The 19,773-nt window shown below is 44.7% G+C and carries 19 protein-coding genes; 12 read left to right on the top strand and 7 right to left on the bottom strand.

The window, feature by feature from the left end; all coding sequences use genetic code 11:
- Positions 1 to 91: 91 nt before the first annotated feature.
- Positions 92 to 1,357: an aspartate kinase gene (locus BMW86_RS23860; protein WP_089784664.1), complete on the bottom strand. Its 1,266-nt coding sequence runs from the start codon at positions 1,355 to 1,357 to the stop codon at positions 92 to 94.
- Positions 1,358 to 1,512: 155 nt separating this feature from the next.
- Between BMW86_RS23860 and fbp the strand changes: the two genes are divergently transcribed.
- From fbp to BMW86_RS23885, 5 genes are all read left to right on the top strand, one after another.
- Positions 1,513 to 2,523, top strand: coding sequence for a class 1 fructose-bisphosphatase (fbp, locus tag BMW86_RS23865; protein WP_089784666.1), 1,011 nt, complete (start codon positions 1,513 to 1,515; stop codon positions 2,521 to 2,523).
- A 96-nt stretch (positions 2,524 to 2,619) separates the two neighbouring features.
- Positions 2,620 to 3,135, top strand: coding sequence for a CAP domain-containing protein (locus BMW86_RS23870; RefSeq protein WP_089784669.1), 516 nt, complete (start codon positions 2,620 to 2,622; stop codon positions 3,133 to 3,135).
- Positions 3,136 to 3,214: 79 nt separating this feature from the next.
- On the top strand, positions 3,215 to 3,979 hold the full coding sequence (locus tag BMW86_RS23875; protein ID WP_089784671.1) for an ABC transporter ATP-binding protein: 765 nt from the start codon (positions 3,215 to 3,217) through the stop codon (positions 3,977 to 3,979).
- A 5-nt stretch (positions 3,980 to 3,984) separates the two neighbouring features.
- Complete coding sequence (locus BMW86_RS23880) at positions 3,985 to 4,521, top strand: YfiT family bacillithiol transferase (protein WP_089784673.1); 537 nt, start codon at positions 3,985 to 3,987, stop codon at positions 4,519 to 4,521.
- 15 nt (positions 4,522 to 4,536) lie between these two features.
- Entirely contained in the window at positions 4,537 to 5,097 is a 561-nt protein-coding gene (locus BMW86_RS23885) for an NUDIX hydrolase (RefSeq protein WP_089784675.1), read from the top strand.
- 68 nt (positions 5,098 to 5,165) lie between these two features.
- Here the strand turns inward: BMW86_RS23885 and BMW86_RS23890 are convergent, their stop codons facing one another.
- The 3 genes from BMW86_RS23890 to BMW86_RS23900 form a co-directional block, all read right to left on the bottom strand.
- Positions 5,166 to 6,452 carry a bifunctional folylpolyglutamate synthase/dihydrofolate synthase gene (locus tag BMW86_RS23890; protein WP_089785779.1) on the bottom strand — a complete coding sequence of 429 codons (1,287 nt, stop codon included), beginning with the start codon at positions 6,450 to 6,452 and terminating at the stop codon, positions 5,166 to 5,168.
- A 92-nt stretch (positions 6,453 to 6,544) separates the two neighbouring features.
- Positions 6,545 to 8,023 (bottom strand): DUF5723 family protein, encoded by a 1,479-nt coding sequence (locus BMW86_RS23895; protein WP_143056679.1) that lies wholly within the window; start codon positions 8,021 to 8,023, stop codon positions 6,545 to 6,547.
- A 164-nt stretch (positions 8,024 to 8,187) separates the two neighbouring features.
- Entirely contained in the window at positions 8,188 to 9,072 is an 885-nt protein-coding gene (locus BMW86_RS23900; RefSeq protein ID WP_089784679.1) for a hypothetical protein, read from the bottom strand.
- Between the two features lie 29 nt (positions 9,073 to 9,101).
- Between BMW86_RS23900 and BMW86_RS23905 the strand changes: the two genes are divergently transcribed.
- The gene (locus tag BMW86_RS23905) at positions 9,102 to 10,355 is read left to right on the top strand and encodes an MDR family MFS transporter (RefSeq protein ID WP_255372991.1); all 1,254 of its coding nucleotides are present in this window, start codon (positions 9,102 to 9,104) and stop codon (positions 10,353 to 10,355) included.
- Here the strand turns inward: BMW86_RS23905 and BMW86_RS23910 are convergent.
- The 3 genes from BMW86_RS23910 to BMW86_RS23920 are packed head-to-tail and all read right to left on the bottom strand — an operon-like array spanning position 10,318 to position 13,271.
- The gene (locus BMW86_RS23910) at positions 10,318 to 11,613 is read right to left on the bottom strand and encodes a radical SAM family protein (protein ID WP_089784683.1); all 1,296 of its coding nucleotides are present in this window, start codon (positions 11,611 to 11,613) and stop codon (positions 10,318 to 10,320) included. The two genes, BMW86_RS23905 and BMW86_RS23910, sit on opposite strands and share 38 nt — an antisense overlap.
- A 24-nt stretch (positions 11,614 to 11,637) precedes the next feature.
- Positions 11,638 to 12,228 carry a hypothetical protein gene (locus BMW86_RS23915; RefSeq protein ID WP_089784685.1) on the bottom strand — a complete coding sequence of 197 codons (591 nt, stop codon included), beginning with the start codon at positions 12,226 to 12,228 and terminating at the stop codon, positions 11,638 to 11,640.
- Positions 12,228 to 13,271, bottom strand: a complete 1,044-nt coding sequence (locus BMW86_RS23920; protein WP_089784689.1) for an agmatinase family protein — start codon at positions 13,269 to 13,271, stop codon at positions 12,228 to 12,230. The genes BMW86_RS23915 and BMW86_RS23920 overlap by 1 nt, the downstream gene beginning before the upstream one ends.
- Positions 13,272 to 13,471: 200 nt before the next feature.
- Between BMW86_RS23920 and BMW86_RS23925 the strand changes: the two genes are divergently transcribed.
- From BMW86_RS23925 to bshB1, 6 genes are all read left to right on the top strand, one after another.
- Positions 13,472 to 13,870, top strand: coding sequence for a cytochrome c maturation protein CcmE domain-containing protein (locus BMW86_RS23925; RefSeq protein ID WP_089784692.1), 399 nt, complete (start codon positions 13,472 to 13,474; stop codon positions 13,868 to 13,870).
- A 46-nt stretch (positions 13,871 to 13,916) separates the two neighbouring features.
- Complete coding sequence (gene ccsA / locus BMW86_RS23930; RefSeq protein WP_255372992.1) at positions 13,917 to 16,415, top strand: cytochrome c biogenesis protein CcsA; 2,499 nt, start codon at positions 13,917 to 13,919, stop codon at positions 16,413 to 16,415.
- A 21-nt stretch (positions 16,416 to 16,436) separates the two neighbouring features.
- Entirely contained in the window at positions 16,437 to 17,444 is a 1,008-nt protein-coding gene (locus BMW86_RS23935; protein WP_089784694.1) for an alpha/beta hydrolase, read from the top strand.
- 73 nt (positions 17,445 to 17,517) lie between these two features.
- Entirely contained in the window at positions 17,518 to 18,138 is a 621-nt protein-coding gene (locus BMW86_RS23940) for a DUF4294 domain-containing protein (RefSeq protein WP_089784697.1), read from the top strand.
- A 297-nt stretch (positions 18,139 to 18,435) separates the two neighbouring features.
- Positions 18,436 to 18,936 carry a hypothetical protein gene (locus tag BMW86_RS23945; RefSeq protein ID WP_089784700.1) on the top strand — a complete coding sequence of 167 codons (501 nt, stop codon included), beginning with the start codon at positions 18,436 to 18,438 and terminating at the stop codon, positions 18,934 to 18,936.
- A 40-nt stretch (positions 18,937 to 18,976) separates the two neighbouring features.
- The gene (bshB1, locus tag BMW86_RS23950) at positions 18,977 to 19,711 is read left to right on the top strand and encodes a bacillithiol biosynthesis deacetylase BshB1 (RefSeq protein WP_089784703.1); all 735 of its coding nucleotides are present in this window, start codon (positions 18,977 to 18,979) and stop codon (positions 19,709 to 19,711) included.
- The last annotated feature ends 62 nt before the right edge of the window (positions 19,712 to 19,773 follow it).

Raw genomic sequence — 19,773 nt, forward strand, 5'->3', positions numbered from 1 at the left:
GCAAAACCTTCGACGGGTTATAGAAGTTAGTTGTTGGCTACTTTAATTCAAAGACGGTTCGAAGGTAAAAAGGTTGCAGATGAAAACGGAATTATTTTAGCAGTCGCTGTATAGTGACAGGAGAACGTTGTTCCAGCAGTACGGTTCGGTCTTTACTCAGCTCTTCCAGTAATCCGTCTTTATTATAACGGACCGTGAGCAGTTCCAGTCCTTCGAAATAAGCCACCTTAAAGTCATTATGCAATGCTTTCATCAGCAGTTCTATCTTCTCAGAGCTGTTATCGATACAGCAGGAGAAACTGATAGCGGCATTCTGCATCAGGTTGATCTTTATTTTATGCTTATGGAACATCTCATAAATATCACTGATCCTATCCTCTGTTATAAAGGAGAAATCCCTGGAAGTTATCGTGAGTAATACCTGGTTCTTTTTGAGAACGATAATAGGGGGGAGTTGTTTTACATCAATATCTTCCCGGATAACCGTACCCGGCAGGTCTTTATTAAGGAAGCTCTTTACATACAGTGGTATCTGCTTGAGATAGAGCGGTTTAATGGTTTTAGGATGGATTACCTGTGCGCCATAATAAGCCATTTCTATCACTTCGCTGAAACTGATCTCAGGAATATTGATAGTATTAGGGAAGAGTTTGGGATCTGCGTTTTTCAGTCCTTCCACATCTTTCCAGATGGTCTGGCTTTCGGCGTTCAGTAAATTGGCAAATACAGCGGCAGAGTAGTCACTGCCTTCACGGCCCAGGGTTACGCTTTCGTTCTGGTCTGTGCTGCCAATAAAACCCTGTGCTATAACGATGTTGGTATGTTTAAACAGGGGGAGTACCTGCCCGGTTACATTGCGCTGGGTCCAGTCCCAGTCTATATTTGCATCCCGGAAGGTATCGTCTGTGCGGAATATATCACGTACGTCCAGCCAGGTATTGGATACCCCGGCCAGATTAAAGTAAGCGCTCATAATAGCGGTACTGAGCAGTTCTCCCAGACTTACCAGCTGATCATAGTAATAATCGTACTGGCGCAGGGGTTTCTCTCCCAGGGTCCATTCAGCCTCTGTAAAGAATTGCTGTAACTGTTCAAATACAGGGTTTTCGCGGTTGCCCAGCAGTTTTTCTGCAATGTCCAGGTGCTGTTGTTCTATGTTATGGAGTAGCTGGGCGGCTATTTCACGTTTGCGCATATAGAAATTCTGCGCTACCTTTTCCAGTTCATTGGTGGTTTTCCCCATGGCTGATATAACGATCAGCAGTTGCTGGTCGGGGAATGACTGTATAATCGCTGTTACCTGTTGTATGCGTTCAATACTTTCTAAACTTGCACCACCAAATTTGAAAACCTTCATATGAAATAATCTTCCGTTAAAAAAATACGGAGCAAAGTAAGTTAACTTTGAATTCGTTTTAAAATTTGTTTAGAATAAAATGACAGTTCTATTAAAATAACCCGATTTCCGGTAAATTAGCTTACGGTTCCATTTGGAAAACTAATCCATTATATATGAATAATAAAAGAAGAGTAATGACGCTGGATGAATTTACTATCCAGGAGCTAAGGAATTACCCGGGCGCAACAGGCCAGTTATCAGGTTTGTTAAGGGACATTGGACTGGCATCCAAAAGAGTGAATGTGGAGGTGAATAAGGCCGGCATAGCCGATATCCTGGGTGATGCCGGGAGAATCAATGTACAGGGAGAGTCTGTAAAGAAGCTGGATGAGTTTGCAAATGACCAGTTCATCGGGTCGCTGCAAAGCAGTATTTACTGTTGTGGGGTAGCTTCTGAAGAAAACGAGGACTTTATTGCTTTTGATGATGAGCATTCCCGTAACTCCAAGTACGTGGTATTGCTGGACCCACTGGATGGTTCAGGAAATATTGACGTGAATGTATCAATTGGTACCATCTTTTCCGTTTATAAGAGACTGACGCCTATCGGTAGTCCCTGCGAGCTGGAAGATTTCCTGCAGCCGGGCTATGAACAGATTGCGGCAGGGTATATCATTTATGGGTCTTCTACTATGCTGGTATATGCTACCAGACGTAGTGTACAGGGCTTTACACTGGACCCGTCCATAGGGGAGTTCTGTTTATCGCATCCTAACCTGAAATGCCCTACCGAAAGTGATATTTTCTCTGTAAACATTGGTTATTACCACTTATACGAAGAAAAAGTGCGCAAGGCCATCGATTATTTCCTGGCTAAAGACGAATATGGTAAGATCTACCGCCATCGTTTTGTGGGTTGTATGGTGGCAGAGGTACATCGTACGCTTATCCAGGGTGGAATTTTTATGTATCCGTCTTTTGGAAAATATGCTGGGGGGCGTTTACGTTTATGTTACGAGTGCAACCCAATGTCGTTTATCATGGAAAAAGCCGGTGGGGTGGCAATGGCTACAGGCCGTCAACGTCTGCTGGAGCTGAAACCATCCAAATTACACCAGCGTATTCCTGTCTTCCTCGGTTCTAAGAACATGATGGATGTATGGCAGCGGATAGTAAATAGTTAAGCAGAAAAGTCATATAAAAGGTTTTTGGTATAACTCTTGCTAATCTTGTACTAGTGCTTTCAATCTAATTTTAAATTATTTATTATTAAATACACTATGACTCGCAAGCTTACTTTATTACTACTAACCTGTTTTACGACTTTTCAGATAATGGCTTGTACCCGTACTGCTGTTCCTAAAAAGGATTCTGTAGCGGCGGCCAGGGTATCGGGGCCTGTAGCAGGAACTGCATCCGGGAACATGAATGACCAGATCCTGTATTACACTAACCAGTTCCGTGCATCCAAAGGATTACCGCCTTTAAAAATGGAGATCAATTGCAGCTTACTTGCGGAAAAACATAGCCAGGACATGGCTTCCGGTCGAACGGGATTTGGTCATGAAGGCTTCGAAGTACGTGCTGCTGCTATAGGCAAAGTGCTGGGGGGAATGTCCGGAGCTGCTGAGAATGTAGCTTATGGTACCCTGGATGCAAAAGGAGTGGTGGATGGATGGATCAACAGCCCCGGTCACCGGAAAAACATGCTGGGGAATTTTAACCTGATCGGTATCGGATATGCCCAGGGCAAAGGACGGATCATCTATTTTACACAGCTATTTATTAAACATTAGATACTGAAAAAGCCGGCTTCCACAGAAGCCGGCTTTTTTATTTGCTTAAAACTTTATCCGTTTTGTGTAATTTAGTCCTATGGAAAAGAGGAAGATAATCGAAGTCAGGGACCTGGTAAAGAAATACGGAGATTTTACGGCGGTTAAAGGCATCAGTTTTGATGTATATGAAAATGAGATCTTTGGCCTGTTAGGCCCCAATGGTGCAGGGAAATCCACTACGCTGGAGATCATAGAGACATTGAGAGAGAAAACATCCGGGACAGTGATTGTAGATGGCATAGACCTCGACAAAGACCCGGAAGCCATTAAGAAATTAATAGGTGTACAGTTACAGAGTTCCGGTTATTATCCGGGATTAAACCTCACAGAACTGATAGACCTCTTCTGCGGATTATATAACCAGAAAGCAGATGCCAAAAAACTACTGGCAGTATTTAACCTGGAAGATAAAGCCAAAGCTAAGTTCAAAGAACTTTCCGGCGGACAAAAACAACGTTTTTCCATCGCTACTACGCTTATCAACAAGCCTAAAATTATATTCCTGGATGAACCCACTACAGGGCTTGATCCACAGGCACGCCGTAACCTCTGGGATTTGATTCAGGAGGTACGTTCCCAGGGTACTACCGTGGTCATCACCACACATTACATGGACGAAGCAGAGTTTTTATGTGATCGCTGCGCGATAGTAGACAGTGGTAAGATCATTGCCCTGGAATCTCCGGATACACTGATCGATCAGTTAGTGGCGGGTGGATTTGAGAGAAAGAAAGAAGTGAAGAAAGCCAATCTGGAAGATGTATTCATTCATATGACAGGAAAAGAACTCAGAGAAAACTAAGCATAATGGATGATCTTGAACAACTGAAATATCCGATAGGACGCTTCACTCCACCAGAGAATGTTTCTGCTGCACAACTGGACAAATACATCAACGATATCCGGTATTTACCGACCTCGGTAGAACTGGCTGTGCAGAAGCTTGACCAACATCAGCTGGAAACACCTTACCGCCCCGGTGGCTGGACAATCAACCAGGTAGTACATCATCTGGCCGATAGCCATATGAACGCCTTAACGCGCTTTAAACTGGCGCTTACAGAGGATAGTCCTACCATCAAACCTTATGAGGAAAATTTATGGGCAGAATTACCTGATGTAAAGAACACGCCCATCAATGTATCCATCACTTTGTTATTTGCACTGCATACACGCTGGGTAAACCTGTTAGACAATCTGACAGAAGAACAATGGGCGCGTACATATACACACCCTGCCAATAAAACCACTCCTACGCTGAAAGTTGTAGCAGCTAACTACTCCTGGCATTCGAGACACCATCTGGCTCATATAGAAAATCTGATAGAAAGGAATAATTGGTAATTTAAACCGGATAGTATGTCATCATTAGACTGGAAAACACTTGAATCAGAATACCTTTTCAAAGACAACTGGTTAACTGCACGTAGAGACAAATGCGTCACCCCACAGGGTAAGATCGTATCTCCTTATTACGTGCTGGAATATAACGACTGGGTCAACTGCGTAGCTATTGCAGATGATGGCCGTGTGATCATGATCCGGCAGTACCGTCAGGGAATAGGTAAAACAATATTAGAGATTCCCGGTGGTACAATGGATAATACAGATCCTGATCCGGAGTTTGCCATGCGCCGTGAGTTACTGGAAGAAACAGGATATGCTTTTGAGAAACTAATTCCTTTAGGGGCAGTAGCACCTAACCCGGCATCGAGTAATAACCTTACTCATATGTTCCTGGCAACAGGGGGAAAGAAAGTGCAGGAGCAGCACTTAGATGATAATGAAGAGATAGAAATAGTGATGATGGAGATGGAAGATGTGGAAGAGTTACTGAAAGAGAATAAGCTGTTACAGAGCTTACACGTAACCTGCTTATTTTATGCATTGCTTAAATTGAAAGAACTACAGATACTATAGGGTGCAGGGCGAAGCCCTGCAAAACCCCTTTTAAATTTTGTGATGGTGCGAAGCACCATCACAAAATTTTACATCGCCTCCGCTACTATAAAGAAACTACCACACACCAGCACAATATCTTCTTCATGCGCCTGCTGTTTCGCAGCCATAAATGCCAGTTGCACACTGCTATACGTATGTCCCCGTAATCCTTTGGCAGCAGCCATCTCCGCCAATACATGCTCATCGAGCGCGCGGGGGATCTGTGCCTTACAGAAATAATAAGTAGCAGCAGGAGGGAAGATAGATAACACTTTATCTACCTCTTTATCTTTTACAAAACCTGTTACAATATGTAAGTGCCGGTATACCATATGCCGCAGCTGTTCTACAATTTCTGTAATACCCGCTTCATTATGTCCGACATCTAAAATAGTGACAGGATGTTTACTGATCACTTCCCAGCGCCCGCGTAATCCTGTTAGTTTTTTAACATGAGATAATGCTTCCACCACACCTGCATCCGGTAGTTTCCAATCCTGCTGTTGCAGTACTTTTACGGCACTTAACACCCCCATGATATTTTTCACCTGGTATTGTCCGCTGAGGTCTAGGGAAAGGCGTTTCATATAGCCACCTTTGTGAGGAAGAATACCTAATTGCAAATGACCTGCTGATAATTCATTTTCCTGTATGATCCATTCCTGGTCTGCGAAGTGAATAGGTGCATGTAATGAAGCTGCTTTATCAGTAAAAACAGATTCAATTTCAGATTGAGTTTGTGATATTACTACAGGAATACCTGCTTTAATAATCCCGGCTTTTTCTGATGCAATTTCAGGTAAAGTATTACCCAGTATATTCATGTGATCATAACTGATATTCGTAATCACAGAGAGTTCTGGAGTGATGATGTTAGTACTGTCCAAACGCCCGCCCAGTCCTACTTCTATGATAGCGATATCCACCTGTTCCAAAGCAAAATACTGGAACGCCATTGCTACGGTAAGTTCGAAAAAAGAAGGGTCCAGTTCTTCTATGGAAGACTGCATCTGTTCCACGAATTCCGTTACAAAAGTAGTGGATACCATCTCTCCGTTTATCCTTATCCGTTCGCGGAAATCTTTGAGATGAGGAGAGGTGTACAATCCTGTTTTATAACCGGCCTGCTGGAAGATAGCTGCCAGCATATGACTGGTAGAACCTTTCCCGTTAGTACCGGCAATATGTATTGATTTGAACTTATGCTGAGGGTTGCCCAGCTGTTCACAGAGCGCTATGGTATTATGCAGGTCTTTTCTGAAAGCGGAGGCGCCCACCCGGGTAAACATGGGGAGACGCTCGTATAGATAGTCCAGAGTTTGTTGGTAGTCCATATACATTGAATGCGGGACAAATATAGGTAGAAAAGAGAAAGGGAGAAAAGGCATTGCCCTTTCTCCCTTTACTATCAGTATTTTGTATTTGTTTAGAATTGTGCAGCAGGGCATCCCAGTTTGGTCTGACCAAAGCGGATAGGTACAATGCGCAGGGCAATGAATCCATCCATGCGGTTCTTGTTCTTCTGGAACAGGTTGGATAACATGGTAGAAGAACCAATTACCAGCGGTCCGGCCCGGAAGCCTACACCTGCATCAAACTGGCCATGAGCATTGATTTCCAGTGGCAGATAAGCCCCGAAATGCTGACCATCGATACGCGGAGTTATCTGTAACTGCGTCATTGCGTATGTTTTGCTGGGGTCAGATTTGCCGGAAGTTAAGGCCATCACACCTTTAGCATTCACGAAGATGCGGCCATCTACGTTATAATCCAGCATTACATTCAATGCAGCTGGCGTATTCATGGTGAACTTATCACTAGAAGCAATAGGAGTGAAGTACTGACTGATACGACGGTAATACTGTTGCCAGCCTTCGCCTTTCTTTATGCCAATATTTGAAGGATCTATACCGGTAACACGGAGATCCAGATCTTTACTGTTTGGGTTTTTCTTATAGGTAATACCTCCCAGGTCGGTGATAGACACGCCTAAACGCATTCTGTAATCGTCTGCTTCAGGATTCCACTGGTCGTCATCATATCCCTGTAAACCATCTACTTCGTCGCGCCATTCGTACACGATACCCAGGTCCATACCAAAGCCCAGGTTCCCGAACATCTTGTAGTTGCTGAGGGTAGGCTTTTCCCAGTCGTTCAGACCCTGGCTGTAACCCATTTTCATGGTACCACGGGTGATGTCTGCGGAGTGGGCGGCGTTCATTACAAAAGAAGAACCTTCTACCTGTGCATAACCGGCAGCGATACCGGAGAGCAGTTTAAGGGTCACACCCCCTTTCAGGCGGTGTTCACCATCATCCTTGATCACAGAGGCATAGGTAAAGCCAAACTCATTCCACCAGTGAAAGCTGCCATTTGCCAGCTCCATATCATAATTCTGACCTATCAGTTGTTTGTTAGGGAAATCCAGTCCGAAGAAGTTGGCAACATCTGTCTTTACATTCCCTACATTACCCATTGCACGTACCCGCCATGTGAAGGCAATAGATTGATTTTCATCTATTGAGTACAATACAGAAGGCATCATTACATCCATATTACCCCAGCCAAACTGTTTCTTGTTTGGATTAGCAGCGGAATCAAGGAAATAATTCACATTACGTTTCATCCCCCCTGTTGAATCAGGAGGATGTAAAAAGGTAGAACGGGGAAAGCGTGCATATGTATTACCAATCGACCCATCCAGGCCAGCGATATTCACATCCCATTTGTAATGAGTGGCTGCTGCTGATGCCGGATTGGAAGGTACACCGTGAATACCGGCGTAGTTGCTGTTCGCATATCCTCCAAAGGGCAACTGCGCCTGCACCTTATGGGGCTGCAGTATAGACATGGCAATAATACATAGGAAGCCTGCGGCTCTTGATAGCATTACTCTAAAAGGCATAACTCTGATTAGTTGGCAATTCGGTTTCTCCCCCCTATAACGCAATAAGTTGCCATATATTGGCGGGCACTACAAAAGAATAACAAGTGCAAATATATTCAAATATATTATTTACTTTAGAATAATATATAATAAGTGGGGCTTATCTTATTGAAATACTGGATTTACTGTACTTTGAAATAGAATCTTATCAGTGCGAACTGCACTTCGGGAGCATCGCCGTTTACATTATATTTAAGTTCTCTGGCAGCTTTTTTAGCGATTTCTATGAGACGGGAGTTATTAAGGGTAGATCCTTTTAAAGAGTGGGTAGCTTCTATTACATTTCCCTGTCTGTCAACTTTTATATTGACAGCAATATAACCGGATTCATCTCCGTCATATGTGAGGGAAGGACGACTTAACAGCGAACGTCCGTTCAGGCGGAAATCAGATTTACCGCCGCCTAATCCGCTGCCTGTATAACCACTGGCGTTAGGATCACCATTGATGGAACCACGGTCGCCGGGTTTGCCGGTATTACCTTCTCCTGTAGAAGTATTGGAACCATTTGCACTGTTACCACTGGCGCTGCTGTTGGAAGTACCACCTGTGAAAACCGCTTTGGGTTTAGGCGCAGGAGGGACCGGAGCAGGTGGTGCTTCAGTTGGTTTCTTTGGTGTTTTGGCCGGTTTAGGCTCTATTGTTTTAGGAAATTCTTTAGGTTCTACTACCGGTTTTGTGGGCTTGGTAACTTCAGGAGCATCTTCTTCATCCTGTGTGGCAATATCCTGCTGGGGAGCATTGGTATTGGCAACGACAGGCTCCGCCTGTGGCGTGGAAGCCGTAGCAGCGCCGCTGCTTGGCGGATTCGGGTTCATCGGTTGTTCATTACCCATGCCTTCATCCGAAGTACCTAAATTCACTTCCATTCCCAGGTCCTGGTTCGGTAATGGTGGCGGTGCAGAGAAGCCAACAAGGAACAGTACTACTAACACTAAAGCATGTACGGCAATAGTCACCCCCAAGGCTTTGATCTGTTTATCTGTATTATTCTCTTTTTTCTGCATACTTCAAAATTAAGATTTATTTTTGTCTTTTGAAATCTGAGACCCATATCATGAACTTCCCGCTCGTTTCCTTGTACAAAAAAGCTTATACCGGATTGTCTGCTTCTACCTGGCTATTATCTGTTGTGTTATTAATTAACCGTAGTGGTACTATGGTGATCCCGTTTATGACGGTATATCTTACACAACGGTTACATTTTACTATAGAACAGGCAGGATGGGTGATGGCCTGTTTTGGTGCAGGCTCCGTAATAGGCGCTTTTATCGGCGGAAGATTATCTGATAAGATCGGGTTTTACCAGGTGCAGTTCTGGAGTTTATTTCTGCAGGGATTGTTATTTATGGTGCTGGGGCAGATGGAAACGATGGCCCAGATCAGTATCTGTATTTTTATATTAAGCTCTGTGGGAGAGGCTTTCAGACCTGCTAACTCCGCCGCAACGGCACATTACAGCTCAGAAAGCAACCGTACCCGCTCTTATGCGTTAAACAGGCTGGCCGTGAACCTGGGATGGTCTGTAGGCCCCGCTATCGGAGGTATCCTGGCCAGTTACAGTTATCATTTATTGTTCTGGGCAGATGGAGCTACCTGCATCCTCGCTGTATTGATCATGCGTATTTTCCTGCCACCCATGAAGGCATATAAAGGAGAAAAACATGTAGCGCCGGTAAAAGTAAAAGGAGAGAGTGTGTATAAAGATGGCGTTTATCTCATTTTCATTGTACTGACAACAATATTCGCCATTGGCTTTTTCCAGTTATCCAATATTGTACCGCTGTACTTTGCCAAAGTACTGCACATGAAGGAAGCAAGGATAGGTATCACACTGGGAATGAACGGGTTGATCATTGCTTTCCTGGAAATGGTGATGGTATATAAACTGGAAGGGAAAAGACACCCATTAGAGTTTATTACATGGGGGGTATTGCTGGGCGGACTCTCTTATCTCTGCCTTAACCTGTTCCCCTCTGCCTTGCTGGGGCCTGCTATATTTATACTGGTATGTACAGGCGGAGAAATGCTTTGCCTGCCATTCATGAACTCTTTCTGGATCAGCCGCAGTAAAACACATAACCGCGGGCAATACGCTTCCCTGTACACCATTGCTTATGCGCTTTGCACCATCATAGGGCCCACCTTAGGCGGGTATATGGTAGAGCATTTTGGATTTACCACCTGGTGGTATATGACAGCCGCGATATGTGCATCAACAGGGATTGGGTTTTACCTGTTATTCAGGAAACTTACAGATGCGCAAAATCCTGTGCATAATCCCCTTTAATCCTTTCAATAGGTGGATTGAAATAGCCATATTTCAGGTGAGGGAATTCTTCATGGATCAGGTCCTGTAATTGTTTAATGCCCAGGCATTCTCCGGAATCAGTGATACCAAGACGACCCATGTACCAGTCGGGATCAATATTGAAATTGCGCCACTGTATCATGTTGAGGTCTGTATCACGGATCAGCTTACGCAGTGCTTCATATTCTTCCACACTGTCTGTCATTCCCGGGAACACGAAGTAGTTGATGGACGTCCATCCACCAAATTCACGTACTACTTTCAGGCTTTCAACGATGTCATCAAAAGTGTAGTTATTGGGACGATAGTAAGGAGTGTAGATCTTTTCACGGGCAGAGTTGGTACTTACACGGATACTGTTAAGACCTGCTTTGCACAGTTCTCTTACCGCATCGGGTTTACTGCCGTTCGTATTAATATTGATACTGCCTTTAGGCGTATGCTTGCGTATTTCTATAATAGATTCGCGGATGGTTTCCCACATTAACAGTGGTTCCCCTTCACAGCCCTGACCAAAACTCACGATCGGGAAAGGCGCTGTTTCCAGGTGAGGCACGGTATATTCCACGATCTCCTGTGCAGTAGGCTTAAAACGCAGACGGTCCTGGGTAGATACAATGCTTTCTTCTTCCGGCTGGAAAGAGATACAACCAATACAATTGGCATTACAGGCCGGAGAGGAAGGGATCGGGCATTCCCAGCGTCCCATAAAATAGTTACGGGCAGCAGGGCAGTGGTAAGTAAGTGCGCAGTTGTCTGCCAGATGTTGCACCAGGCGGTTATGCGGATATGCTTCCACCAAGGTTTTCACACCTTCCTTTACCTTCTTATCGTCAAAACCACCACATTCCTGGCGGATATCGGCTTCAATACGGGTAGCAGGCACATAAAACTTACCATCTAACCAACCCACTGCTGTATAACAGAACAGCGGCAGGGTAGGTGCATCCGGCATGGTTTCGTAGGCTGCCAGGTAAAACCCTGTATGAGCAGGCGGGATGAAGGCCGCTACAGCCCATCCTTTATCGCACAGTTCCATTTCGCCGGTTAAGGCGTTCAAACCAATCCCACGACGGCCGGGTAATTCATAGAGAGAACCACCTTCAGGCAGTTCTATCCATTCATCCGGATCAATAGGCCATGCATCCCAGCCACTACGGCCGGTGGTGTGCATAGTAAGGTCTTCGAAAATATTCCCTTTCCCGTCTGAGTATAGTATGTATGGAGACTGTTTCAAAATGAGTTGATTCGTTTAATGTTATCAGAGCCTGCTTTTGAAGAACGCATTCATTTCTTCCGCTGTTACCAGCCCTGTTTCATCCAGGACTTCCAGCTGCATTACTTTGTTGTTCTTAAAGTCCAGCGTTAGCAGGTCATCCCGCAAAATTACGTTATTCAGTTGGTTCCAGCCAATCAGGCGCTCCGAAAAAGTAGTTGGCAGGGTAATACCCATCATATCTATCCTGGCAAAAGCAGGCTGGAAGATCTTATATTCTGCATAACCGATATAGGCCGATGCAGCGCCTGTAAGCAGCAGCAGTAAGCCTATAAGAGGTTCTTTGTTCTCTAAAAAGTAAAGACATCCGGTAAAACAGGTAAAGGCCTGTATCATACGGGTAAGGCTGTTGGCCGCCTGTATATTACTGAACCTTTTCATGAAAAAGGGGAATGCGATGCTGGCAAATCCCAGTATCAGGAAAAACACGGCCATGCTCCAGTTGGGGGTAGGGCTCTTATAGATACCTATCCCGTTTAACAGGAACAGGATGCCTATCAGCATATGCATTACCGGTTGCAGGCGCAGCCTGGTAAGCGTGTTTGGATGAAGTATACGTAATTTGTACTGTTTCATTATTTATTAGAATATACAAGCAGATTACACAGTTTAAAAAGCACTCTTGCGCCCACGTTGGCATCCCATTCATCATGGGAAGTGCTTACCTCCATCAGATCGAACCCGATGAGTTTGCGACCACTGTCTATCACTTTTTTGAACAGGTAGAACATCTGTTCTGCTTCAAAACCGCCGGCTACCGGGGTACCGGTACGGGGGCAGAGTTTAGGATCTAATCCATCAATATCAAAACTGATATATACCTGTTCCGGCAGGCCGGAAATGATATCGTCGCAGATGGCTTTCCAGGTTTCGCCTTCGTACTGACGGGCTTTAATATCTTTATCGAAGAAGGTCTTTACCTTCCCGTTGCTGCTTTTTACGTAATCCAGCTCTTCCTCACAGTAGTCGCGCACACCTACCTGTACCAGCTTTGTCAGCTGAGGCACTTCATTCAGTGCATTATACATAATGGAGGCGTGAGAGTACTGGAATCCTTCATATCCGTTACGAAGATCGCAATGGGCATCTATCTGTAAAATTCCGAAATTACCTTTCTTTTCACCAATAGCCTTGAAGAAACCCAGAGGAGTACTGTGATCTCCGCCAACCAGTCCAACCAGTTTTCCTTTGTTCAGCAGTTCAATTGTCTGGCCATACACCCATTCGTTCATGAGCTTAGTACCGGTATTTACATCTACCAGTGTTTTCTTCAGGAATACATTTTCGGAGATATTCCCGCCTTCTGTCAGAAATTTGAGATATAACTCAGCTTCTTTCCTCAGGTAATCGCTGCGCAGCAGCATATGTTTATCCTGTTCCCGCATATAAAAGCCGCTTTTCCAGCCGTCTTTTACATCCGCATCATACAGGTCTACCTGCAGAGAGGCCCTGAAAATCTGTTCCGGACCCCTTGCCGTTCCGTGGGTATAAGAAACAGTAACTTCCCAGGGAACCGGCACCAGTACGAGTGCCGCATCTTCTTCAGAAAAAGGTAAACCAAAGACGTTATTGGATACCAGGCTTACCGAATTGGGATCGAATTGAGTTAAATCAGCCATGATATTGTTGTTCTATTCAATATTTCGGCGGCAAAGATAGTACTTTATAGGTTCAACACCTTGCTTTTCGGGTTCCGCAAGAGGCTGTCATATATTAAATGATAAGAATCATGTTTCCTTTTATATAAAAAATGACTTCCGAAGGTCATTTTGAGTTAATTTTGCGCTGCGAAAGATAAGAAGCTTAATATTTTTACGATATGAAGAAATCAAACATTGTTTTGCTGGTGTTGATTGCTGTAGCCATAGGAGTGATTGTGACGGTGGCTGGAGATTTCAGTACTTATGAAACATTTGCTACGGCACGACAGAAAGAAGGAAAGGAGTTCCAGATCATCGGGAAGCTGGATACAACACAGACTATGCACTATGATCCCATCAAGGATGCTAATCTGTTTAGCTTTTATGTAAAAGATAAAACGGGAGAAACCCGTCGCGTAATATTCTATGGTACCAAACCTACTGACTTTGAAAAGGCAGAAAGTGTGGTACTGACCGGCAAAATGGCCGAAAACGGTGAGTTCAAATGCAGTAAAATCCTGATGAAGTGTCCTTCTAAGTATAAGAACGATCAGGTAGTAACAGGCAATAAAGTATAATCAGCCTGTAAAATCACCCATATTTTAACTTATTAGTGACTTCGTATTGGAAACAAAATACATAGGGGAACATTTATTACCCGGACAACTTGGACATTTTTTCTCCGTGCTGGCATTCGTTGCCTCCATGGTAGCAACTGTGAGCTTTGTAGCAAGTGTGCAGAGCAAAGACATCGCTTCACAAACCTCCTGGAAAAAACTGGGCCGCTGGGCTTTCGTTATCCAGGCAGCTTCTGTATTTGCTGTATTCACCAGCTTATACTTTGCCCTTTATAATCACTACTTCGAATATAAATATGTATGGCGTAACTCTTCCCGCAGCCTGCCGGTAAGTTACCTGTTGTCCAGTTTCTGGGCCGACCAGGAAGGTAGTTTCACCTTATGGTCTATCTGGCAGAGTATCCTCGGACTGATAGTGATGCGTACCGCCAAAAAATTCGAAGCACCGGTAATGGCTGTGCTGTCTTTGGCACAGGTTTGCCTGTCCAGCATGATCATCGGGATCTTCATCCTCGGATACAAAGTAGGTAGCAACCCTTTCCTGCTGCTGCGTTTTGCAGAAGAGAACCAGGGTCTGCCATGGGTATCCCGTCCGGATTACCTCACCTTTGTAAAAGACGGTAATGGCTTAAACCTCTCCCTGCAGAACTACTGGATGGTAATCCATCCACCTATATTATTCTTAGGTTTTGCTTCTACTATTATGCCATTCGCCTTTGCTTTCGCTGGCTTATGGACAAGAGAATATAAAGAATGGATCAAAGCGGCCCTGCCATGGTCACTGTTCTCTGCTATGATGCTGGGTACGGGTATTATGATGGGTGCAGCCTGGGCATATGAATCACTGACCTTTGGCGGTTACTGGACATGGGACCCTGTAGAGAACGGCTCTCTGGTACCCTGGCTGACGCTGGTAGCAGGTATCCATACCCTGCTGGCTTTCCGGGCTACCGGTCAGGCTTTAAAAGCAACTTTCTTTTTCTTCTTTATCTCCTTCATCCTCATATTATACTCTACCTTCCTTACCCGTAGCGGTATCCTGGGAGATACTTCCGTACACTCCTTTACAGATTTGGGAATGAGCGGACAGCTGCTGGTATATATGGCGATATTCGTAATCCCTGCTTTCGGTCTGATGTTCATCAGACGTAAAGAGATCCCGACTATCGTAAAGGAAGAAAGTACCTATTCAAGAGAATTCTGGTTGTTTATCGGCGCACTGATATTACTGGTAGCCGCTATCCAGATCAGCTTTACTACTTCTATTCCTGTATGGAATACACTGCTTAAAATCACCGGTCTTAAGAAGTTATTCAATATAGATCATGATATTGCTCCTCCTTCCGATCCTTTATTCCATTATAATAAGATCCAGATCTGGATCGCTATTGTACTGGGCCTGCTCACCGCTGTGGTGCAGTACCTGAAATATAAGGATACGCCAAGAGGAGAGATGACTAAAAAATTAGCCATTCCTACTATCATCAGCCTGGTAGCTACAGGATTGATCGGCTGGCTTGGACATATCACCTATGATACATATGGTGCCGGTTTCCTGGTGGCTATTTATCTCATGCTGTTTGCCAGTGTGTATTCAGTGATCGCTAATGTGGGGTATATCTTTATTGTGCATAAAGGGAAACTGAAAGTAGCGGGTGCTTCTGTGGCACATATCGGTTTCGGACTGGTATTACTGGGTATCCTCATCACCTCTTCCAAAAAAGAAGTGATTTCTATAGACAGGATGAAGATGCTGGACGGTGGTTTCTTCGGCAAAGACAGCAAGGAGAATCCCCGGGAGAACCTGATGCTGCCTACGCACTTCCCTGTACAGATGGGCGATTACCATGTTACCTATGCAGGTGACTCTACGGCTGAAGGGGATGCCAAAACCTATTACCTGGTACGTTACGAGCGCCGGGAACCATCCAGCGGTAAAGTGATTGAAAGCTTTACGCTGCATCCGGATGCCTTCCTCAGCAACAGGGGAGAACAGGCGCTGACGCCTAACCCGGATTCGAAACATTATCTTACTAAAGATATCTTTACCTATATCACGGCTGTACCTATTAAAGATGATGCCAGCGATACTGCGCAGTATACATCGCATGAAATACAGCCGGGTGACTCCGTATTTTTCTCCAACGGGTTCTTTATTCTGGAATCCCTGGTGCCTCAGCCGGGCAATCATAACTATGTTGCTGAAAAGGGCGACCTGGCTGTGGGGGCAAGACTGAAAGTCTATACCAAGAACAACGAGCAATATACCATGGAACCGGTGTATTATATCCGTGACAGCAGTTATCAGTACAATGTACCTGATACGGTATCTCCGCTGTCGCTGTACGTGCGTTTCAACAAAATACTGCCTAAAGACAATAAGATCGAGTTGCAGGTGAAAGAATCTGCCACATTTAAAGATTATATTGTAATGAAAGCATTTGTTTTTCCGTTTATCAATGTATTGTGGATAGGAGTGCTGGTAATGATCGCAGGTTTCCTGATGAGCATTTATCAGAAAGTGAAGGCGTTAAGGAAGAAATAACGTTTTTCAAATATATCCCCTATGAAACGTAAATGGCCCAGTATATTATTGATGGTGGTGTCGGTCCTGGTAATTATCTATTACCTTGGTCCCCGCCCCAAAGTACCGGTGTATGACTCTATTCTTCCTGTTGTACCACAGGAAGCTGGTTTGCTGGAACAATATGTTAGCAGCAAAGAAGCGCAGCACAAGCTGAAACCGGACAATGAAGCTCATATTGTGTGGTACGATTCCGTTCCCCGCAAAACAAAGTACAGTGTAGTGTACCTGCATGGGTTCTCTGCCAGTCAGAAGGAAGGTGATCCCGTTCACCTGAACTTTGCCCGGCGTTATGGCTGTAACTTATACCTTTCCCGGCTGGATGCCCATGGCATAGATACCAGCGATCCTTTAGCAACAATGACGGCAGATGGCCTTTGGGCAGATGCCAAACAGGCATTGGCCATTGGTAAGGCATTGGGGGAGAAGGTCATCTTAATGACGACTTCCACCGGTGGAACGCTGGCATTGAAACTGGCAGCCACTTATCCCAATGACATCTTTGCTATCATTAATATGTCTCCCAATATTGAGATCAATGATAATCTTGTTTTCCTGACCAACAACCCCTGGGGCCTGGAGATTTCCCGGTTGGTAAGGAAGAGCAAGTTTAATGAGAGCAAGGGTGATGATACGCTCAGTGCAAAATACTGGAACCGCCGTTACCGGCTGGAAGCAGTAGGCGAACTGGAAAACCTGGTAGAAACAACCATGGACCCCGCCACTTTCCATAAAGTAAAACAACCCGTACTCAATCTCTATTATTATAAGGACCCGGAACACCAGGATAAAACAGTGCGTGTATCAGCTATTCTCCGGATGGAAAAGCAACTGGGTACACCGGATAGCCTGAAAGAAGCGATTGCGATACCTGAAGCAGGGGCGCATGTGCTGGGTAGTCCTATCAAATCTAAGGATGTGCCGGGTGTGGAAAGGGCGATAGATGCTTTTGCGGAGAAGAAATTAAAGCTGGTCCCTGCTGTACTGTAAAGAAGTCGCATCTAGCATAAAAACCTTAACTTTAGCATAGTTTTATGAAAGGTTTAGGAATATTTTAAGAACTATGCGCCGTCTGATATCTGCTATTTCCTTGCTTACCATATTGTTATGCATCCTATGCTGTGTTGGGGCCAATGCTCAGACACGTCATGGTCTGGATAGCATCCCTGTCAGTGCGATTGTAGTGAATGGGGATACGATTCCTTCTATTACACTCAGGATTGTAGAGGTGGTGGACCAGTTGCCTAAGAAATTCCGCAAACAGCGGGAACAATGGACAAGGTTGAGGAATGCCGTGTATGTAACCTACCCTTATGCAAAAGCAGCCGCCAAGATATTAAAAGATGTAAACAGTCACCTGGCTTCCCTGCATGATAAAAGGGAACGCAAGGCTTACCTGGCTACTATAGAAAAGCAGATGAAAGCGCAGTTTGGAGATAAACTGGAGAACCTGTCTGTTTACCAGGGAAAGATATTAATGAAACTGATTAACAGGGAAACAGGGGAGAACTGTTATGAGATCATAAAAGAATTAAAGGGCGGATTCTCTGCCCGCGTATGGCAAACCGTCGCGTTCTTCTTTGGCGGTAACCTTAAAAGTGAATATGACCGGGATGAGGATAAGGATATTGAAGCCATTGTACAGGAAATAGAAATGTATCGCGGTTCGCGGGCATATAACTAATCAGCCACTTACTTTATTTGAAAGGCTCCTTCGGGAGCCTTTTTTGTTTCTGCAAACACGGGGCTCCTTTAGGAGCCCTTTTACTTTGCTTCATAGCTATAGGTAGTCTTTAGGTAGATTATCCCCGGAATAACAGGGTTTTAACCCCTATATAAGCCCACTCTAAATAAGGTAGGCTTGTATACAAGTTGTAGTGGACTTATAGTGGTCTTATATAGGGCTTATACCCTTTCAGCCTTAATGGCAGGACCTTTCAGCCGACTAGCTTTTTCGGCTTACTTTTAGCTAACTTTAGGGATGCAATTCAGAATTATTCTCTCCTGCCTTCTTTTAGGAAGTATTACCTGCGTAGGGCAGGATTTATCATCATTAACGCCCCCGGATAGTACCCTTTTTTATGTAGATAGCGTGGAAACAGTACCCAGTACAGCTGGATTAAATCCCGACAGGATAGCTTTCATCAATGTGGTCAGGTTTAAGAAAGTGCCGGATAAGTATATGGCAAGAGGTATCAGCAATATTATTTACATAGAAACCAAGCCATTTGCCCATGCACGTTATAACAGGATGTTCAGTGAGATTTCTCCCGCTTACGCAGAAGCTTTAAAGAAATATGGCAGTGACAGCAGTTTCCAGTACATCCTGGACGGGGCTGTACTGACAAACAACGTTGAATCTTCACTGGCAGCGCTGGAAAAGAAGGGGATAGCTGATATTTCTGTCATCAGCCCTAAGATCCTTAAAAAACAATATAAGGTAAAAGGCATGAAGGTCGGAGTGGTAATCCGGTCTAAATAGATATTATCTTTGCACTCCACCAAAAGACAGGAATTTTCCGATGAAATTAGATATACTGGCTATAGCAGCTCATCCTGATGATGTAGAGCTTGCCTGTGCAGGTACCCTGATGGTACATGCTGCCCAGGGCATGAAAGTAGGAGTGCTGGACCTCACCCGCGGAGAACTGGGTACCCGTGGCAGTGCTGAGATAAGAGAAGCAGAAGCAGCCGCTTCCGCAAAAGTAATGGGCCTGGCTGTCCGGGATAACTTAGGTCTTGCAGATGGGTTCTTCCGCAATGATAGACCGGAACAAATGCTGTTAATAGCAGCTATCCGCAAATACCGGCCGGGCATTGTACTGGCCAATGCATTTGTAGACCGTCATCCGGATCACGGGCGTGCTGCACAATTAATATCAGATTGCTGTTTCTTATCAGGTTTAAGGAAGATAGAAACGCTGGATGAGGATGGAAAGCCGCAGGAAGCATGGCGTCCCCCCCAGGTATTCCATTTCCTGCAGGACAGCTTCACGCACCCCGACTTTGTAGTTGATATCAGTGAAGTGATAGAGCGCAAGAAAGAGGCTATAAAGAGCTTTAAAACGCAGTTCTTAGCGCCCGCAGCAGACAATGAGCCCAAAACCTATATTTCTTCACCGGCTTTCTTTGAAGGTGTGATAAGCAGAGATCAGACGATGGGTAAGATGGTAGGGGTAGCGTATGCAGAAGGGTTTACGACTGTAAAGATGCTGGGAGTGAAGAGTTTTAAAGATTTGATCGGTAACGTTACCTGATCTGTTAACAGGGGAAGAATACTATGGGCCAACTGAGAGGTTGGCCTTTTATATTATAGTGC

Source organism: Chitinophaga sp. YR573 (genome assembly GCF_900110995.1).
Classification (GTDB): domain Bacteria; phylum Bacteroidota; class Bacteroidia; order Chitinophagales; family Chitinophagaceae; genus Chitinophaga.

Bases quoted from the DNA above. Each gene is read 5' to 3' on its own strand.
- BMW86_RS23875 (WP_089784671.1), top strand. From the start codon at position 3,215: ATGGAAAAGAGGAAGATAATCGAAGTCAGGGACCTGGTAAAGAAATAC.
- BMW86_RS23885 (WP_089784675.1), top strand. From the start codon at position 4,537: ATGTCATCATTAGACTGGAAAACACTTGAATCAGAATACCTTTTCAAA.
- BMW86_RS23880 (WP_089784673.1), top strand. From the start codon at position 3,985: ATGGATGATCTTGAACAACTGAAATATCCGATAGGACGCTTCACTCCA.
- BMW86_RS23900 (WP_089784679.1), bottom strand. From the start codon at position 9,072: ATGCAGAAAAAAGAGAATAATACAGATAAACAGATCAAAGCCTTGGGG.
- BMW86_RS23915 (WP_089784685.1), bottom strand. From the start codon at position 12,228: ATGAAACAGTACAAATTACGTATACTTCATCCAAACACGCTTACCAGG.
- fbp (WP_089784666.1), top strand. From the start codon at position 1,513: ATGAATAATAAAAGAAGAGTAATGACGCTGGATGAATTTACTATCCAG.
- bshB1 (WP_089784703.1), top strand. From the start codon at position 18,977: ATGAAATTAGATATACTGGCTATAGCAGCTCATCCTGATGATGTAGAG.
- BMW86_RS23860 (WP_089784664.1), bottom strand. From the start codon at position 1,357: ATGAAGGTTTTCAAATTTGGTGGTGCAAGTTTAGAAAGTATTGAACGC.
- BMW86_RS23945 (WP_089784700.1), top strand. From the start codon at position 18,436: ATGCAATTCAGAATTATTCTCTCCTGCCTTCTTTTAGGAAGTATTACC.
- BMW86_RS23925 (WP_089784692.1), top strand. From the start codon at position 13,472: ATGAAGAAATCAAACATTGTTTTGCTGGTGTTGATTGCTGTAGCCATA.
- BMW86_RS23870 (WP_089784669.1), top strand. From the start codon at position 2,620: ATGACTCGCAAGCTTACTTTATTACTACTAACCTGTTTTACGACTTTT.
- BMW86_RS23935 (WP_089784694.1), top strand. From the start codon at position 16,437: ATGAAACGTAAATGGCCCAGTATATTATTGATGGTGGTGTCGGTCCTG.
- BMW86_RS23940 (WP_089784697.1), top strand. From the start codon at position 17,518: ATGCGCCGTCTGATATCTGCTATTTCCTTGCTTACCATATTGTTATGC.
- BMW86_RS23920 (WP_089784689.1), bottom strand. From the start codon at position 13,271: ATGGCTGATTTAACTCAATTCGATCCCAATTCGGTAAGCCTGGTATCC.
- BMW86_RS23890 (WP_089785779.1), bottom strand. From the start codon at position 6,452: ATGGACTACCAACAAACTCTGGACTATCTATACGAGCGTCTCCCCATG.
- BMW86_RS23895 (WP_143056679.1), bottom strand. From the start codon at position 8,023: ATGCCTTTTAGAGTAATGCTATCAAGAGCCGCAGGCTTCCTATGTATT.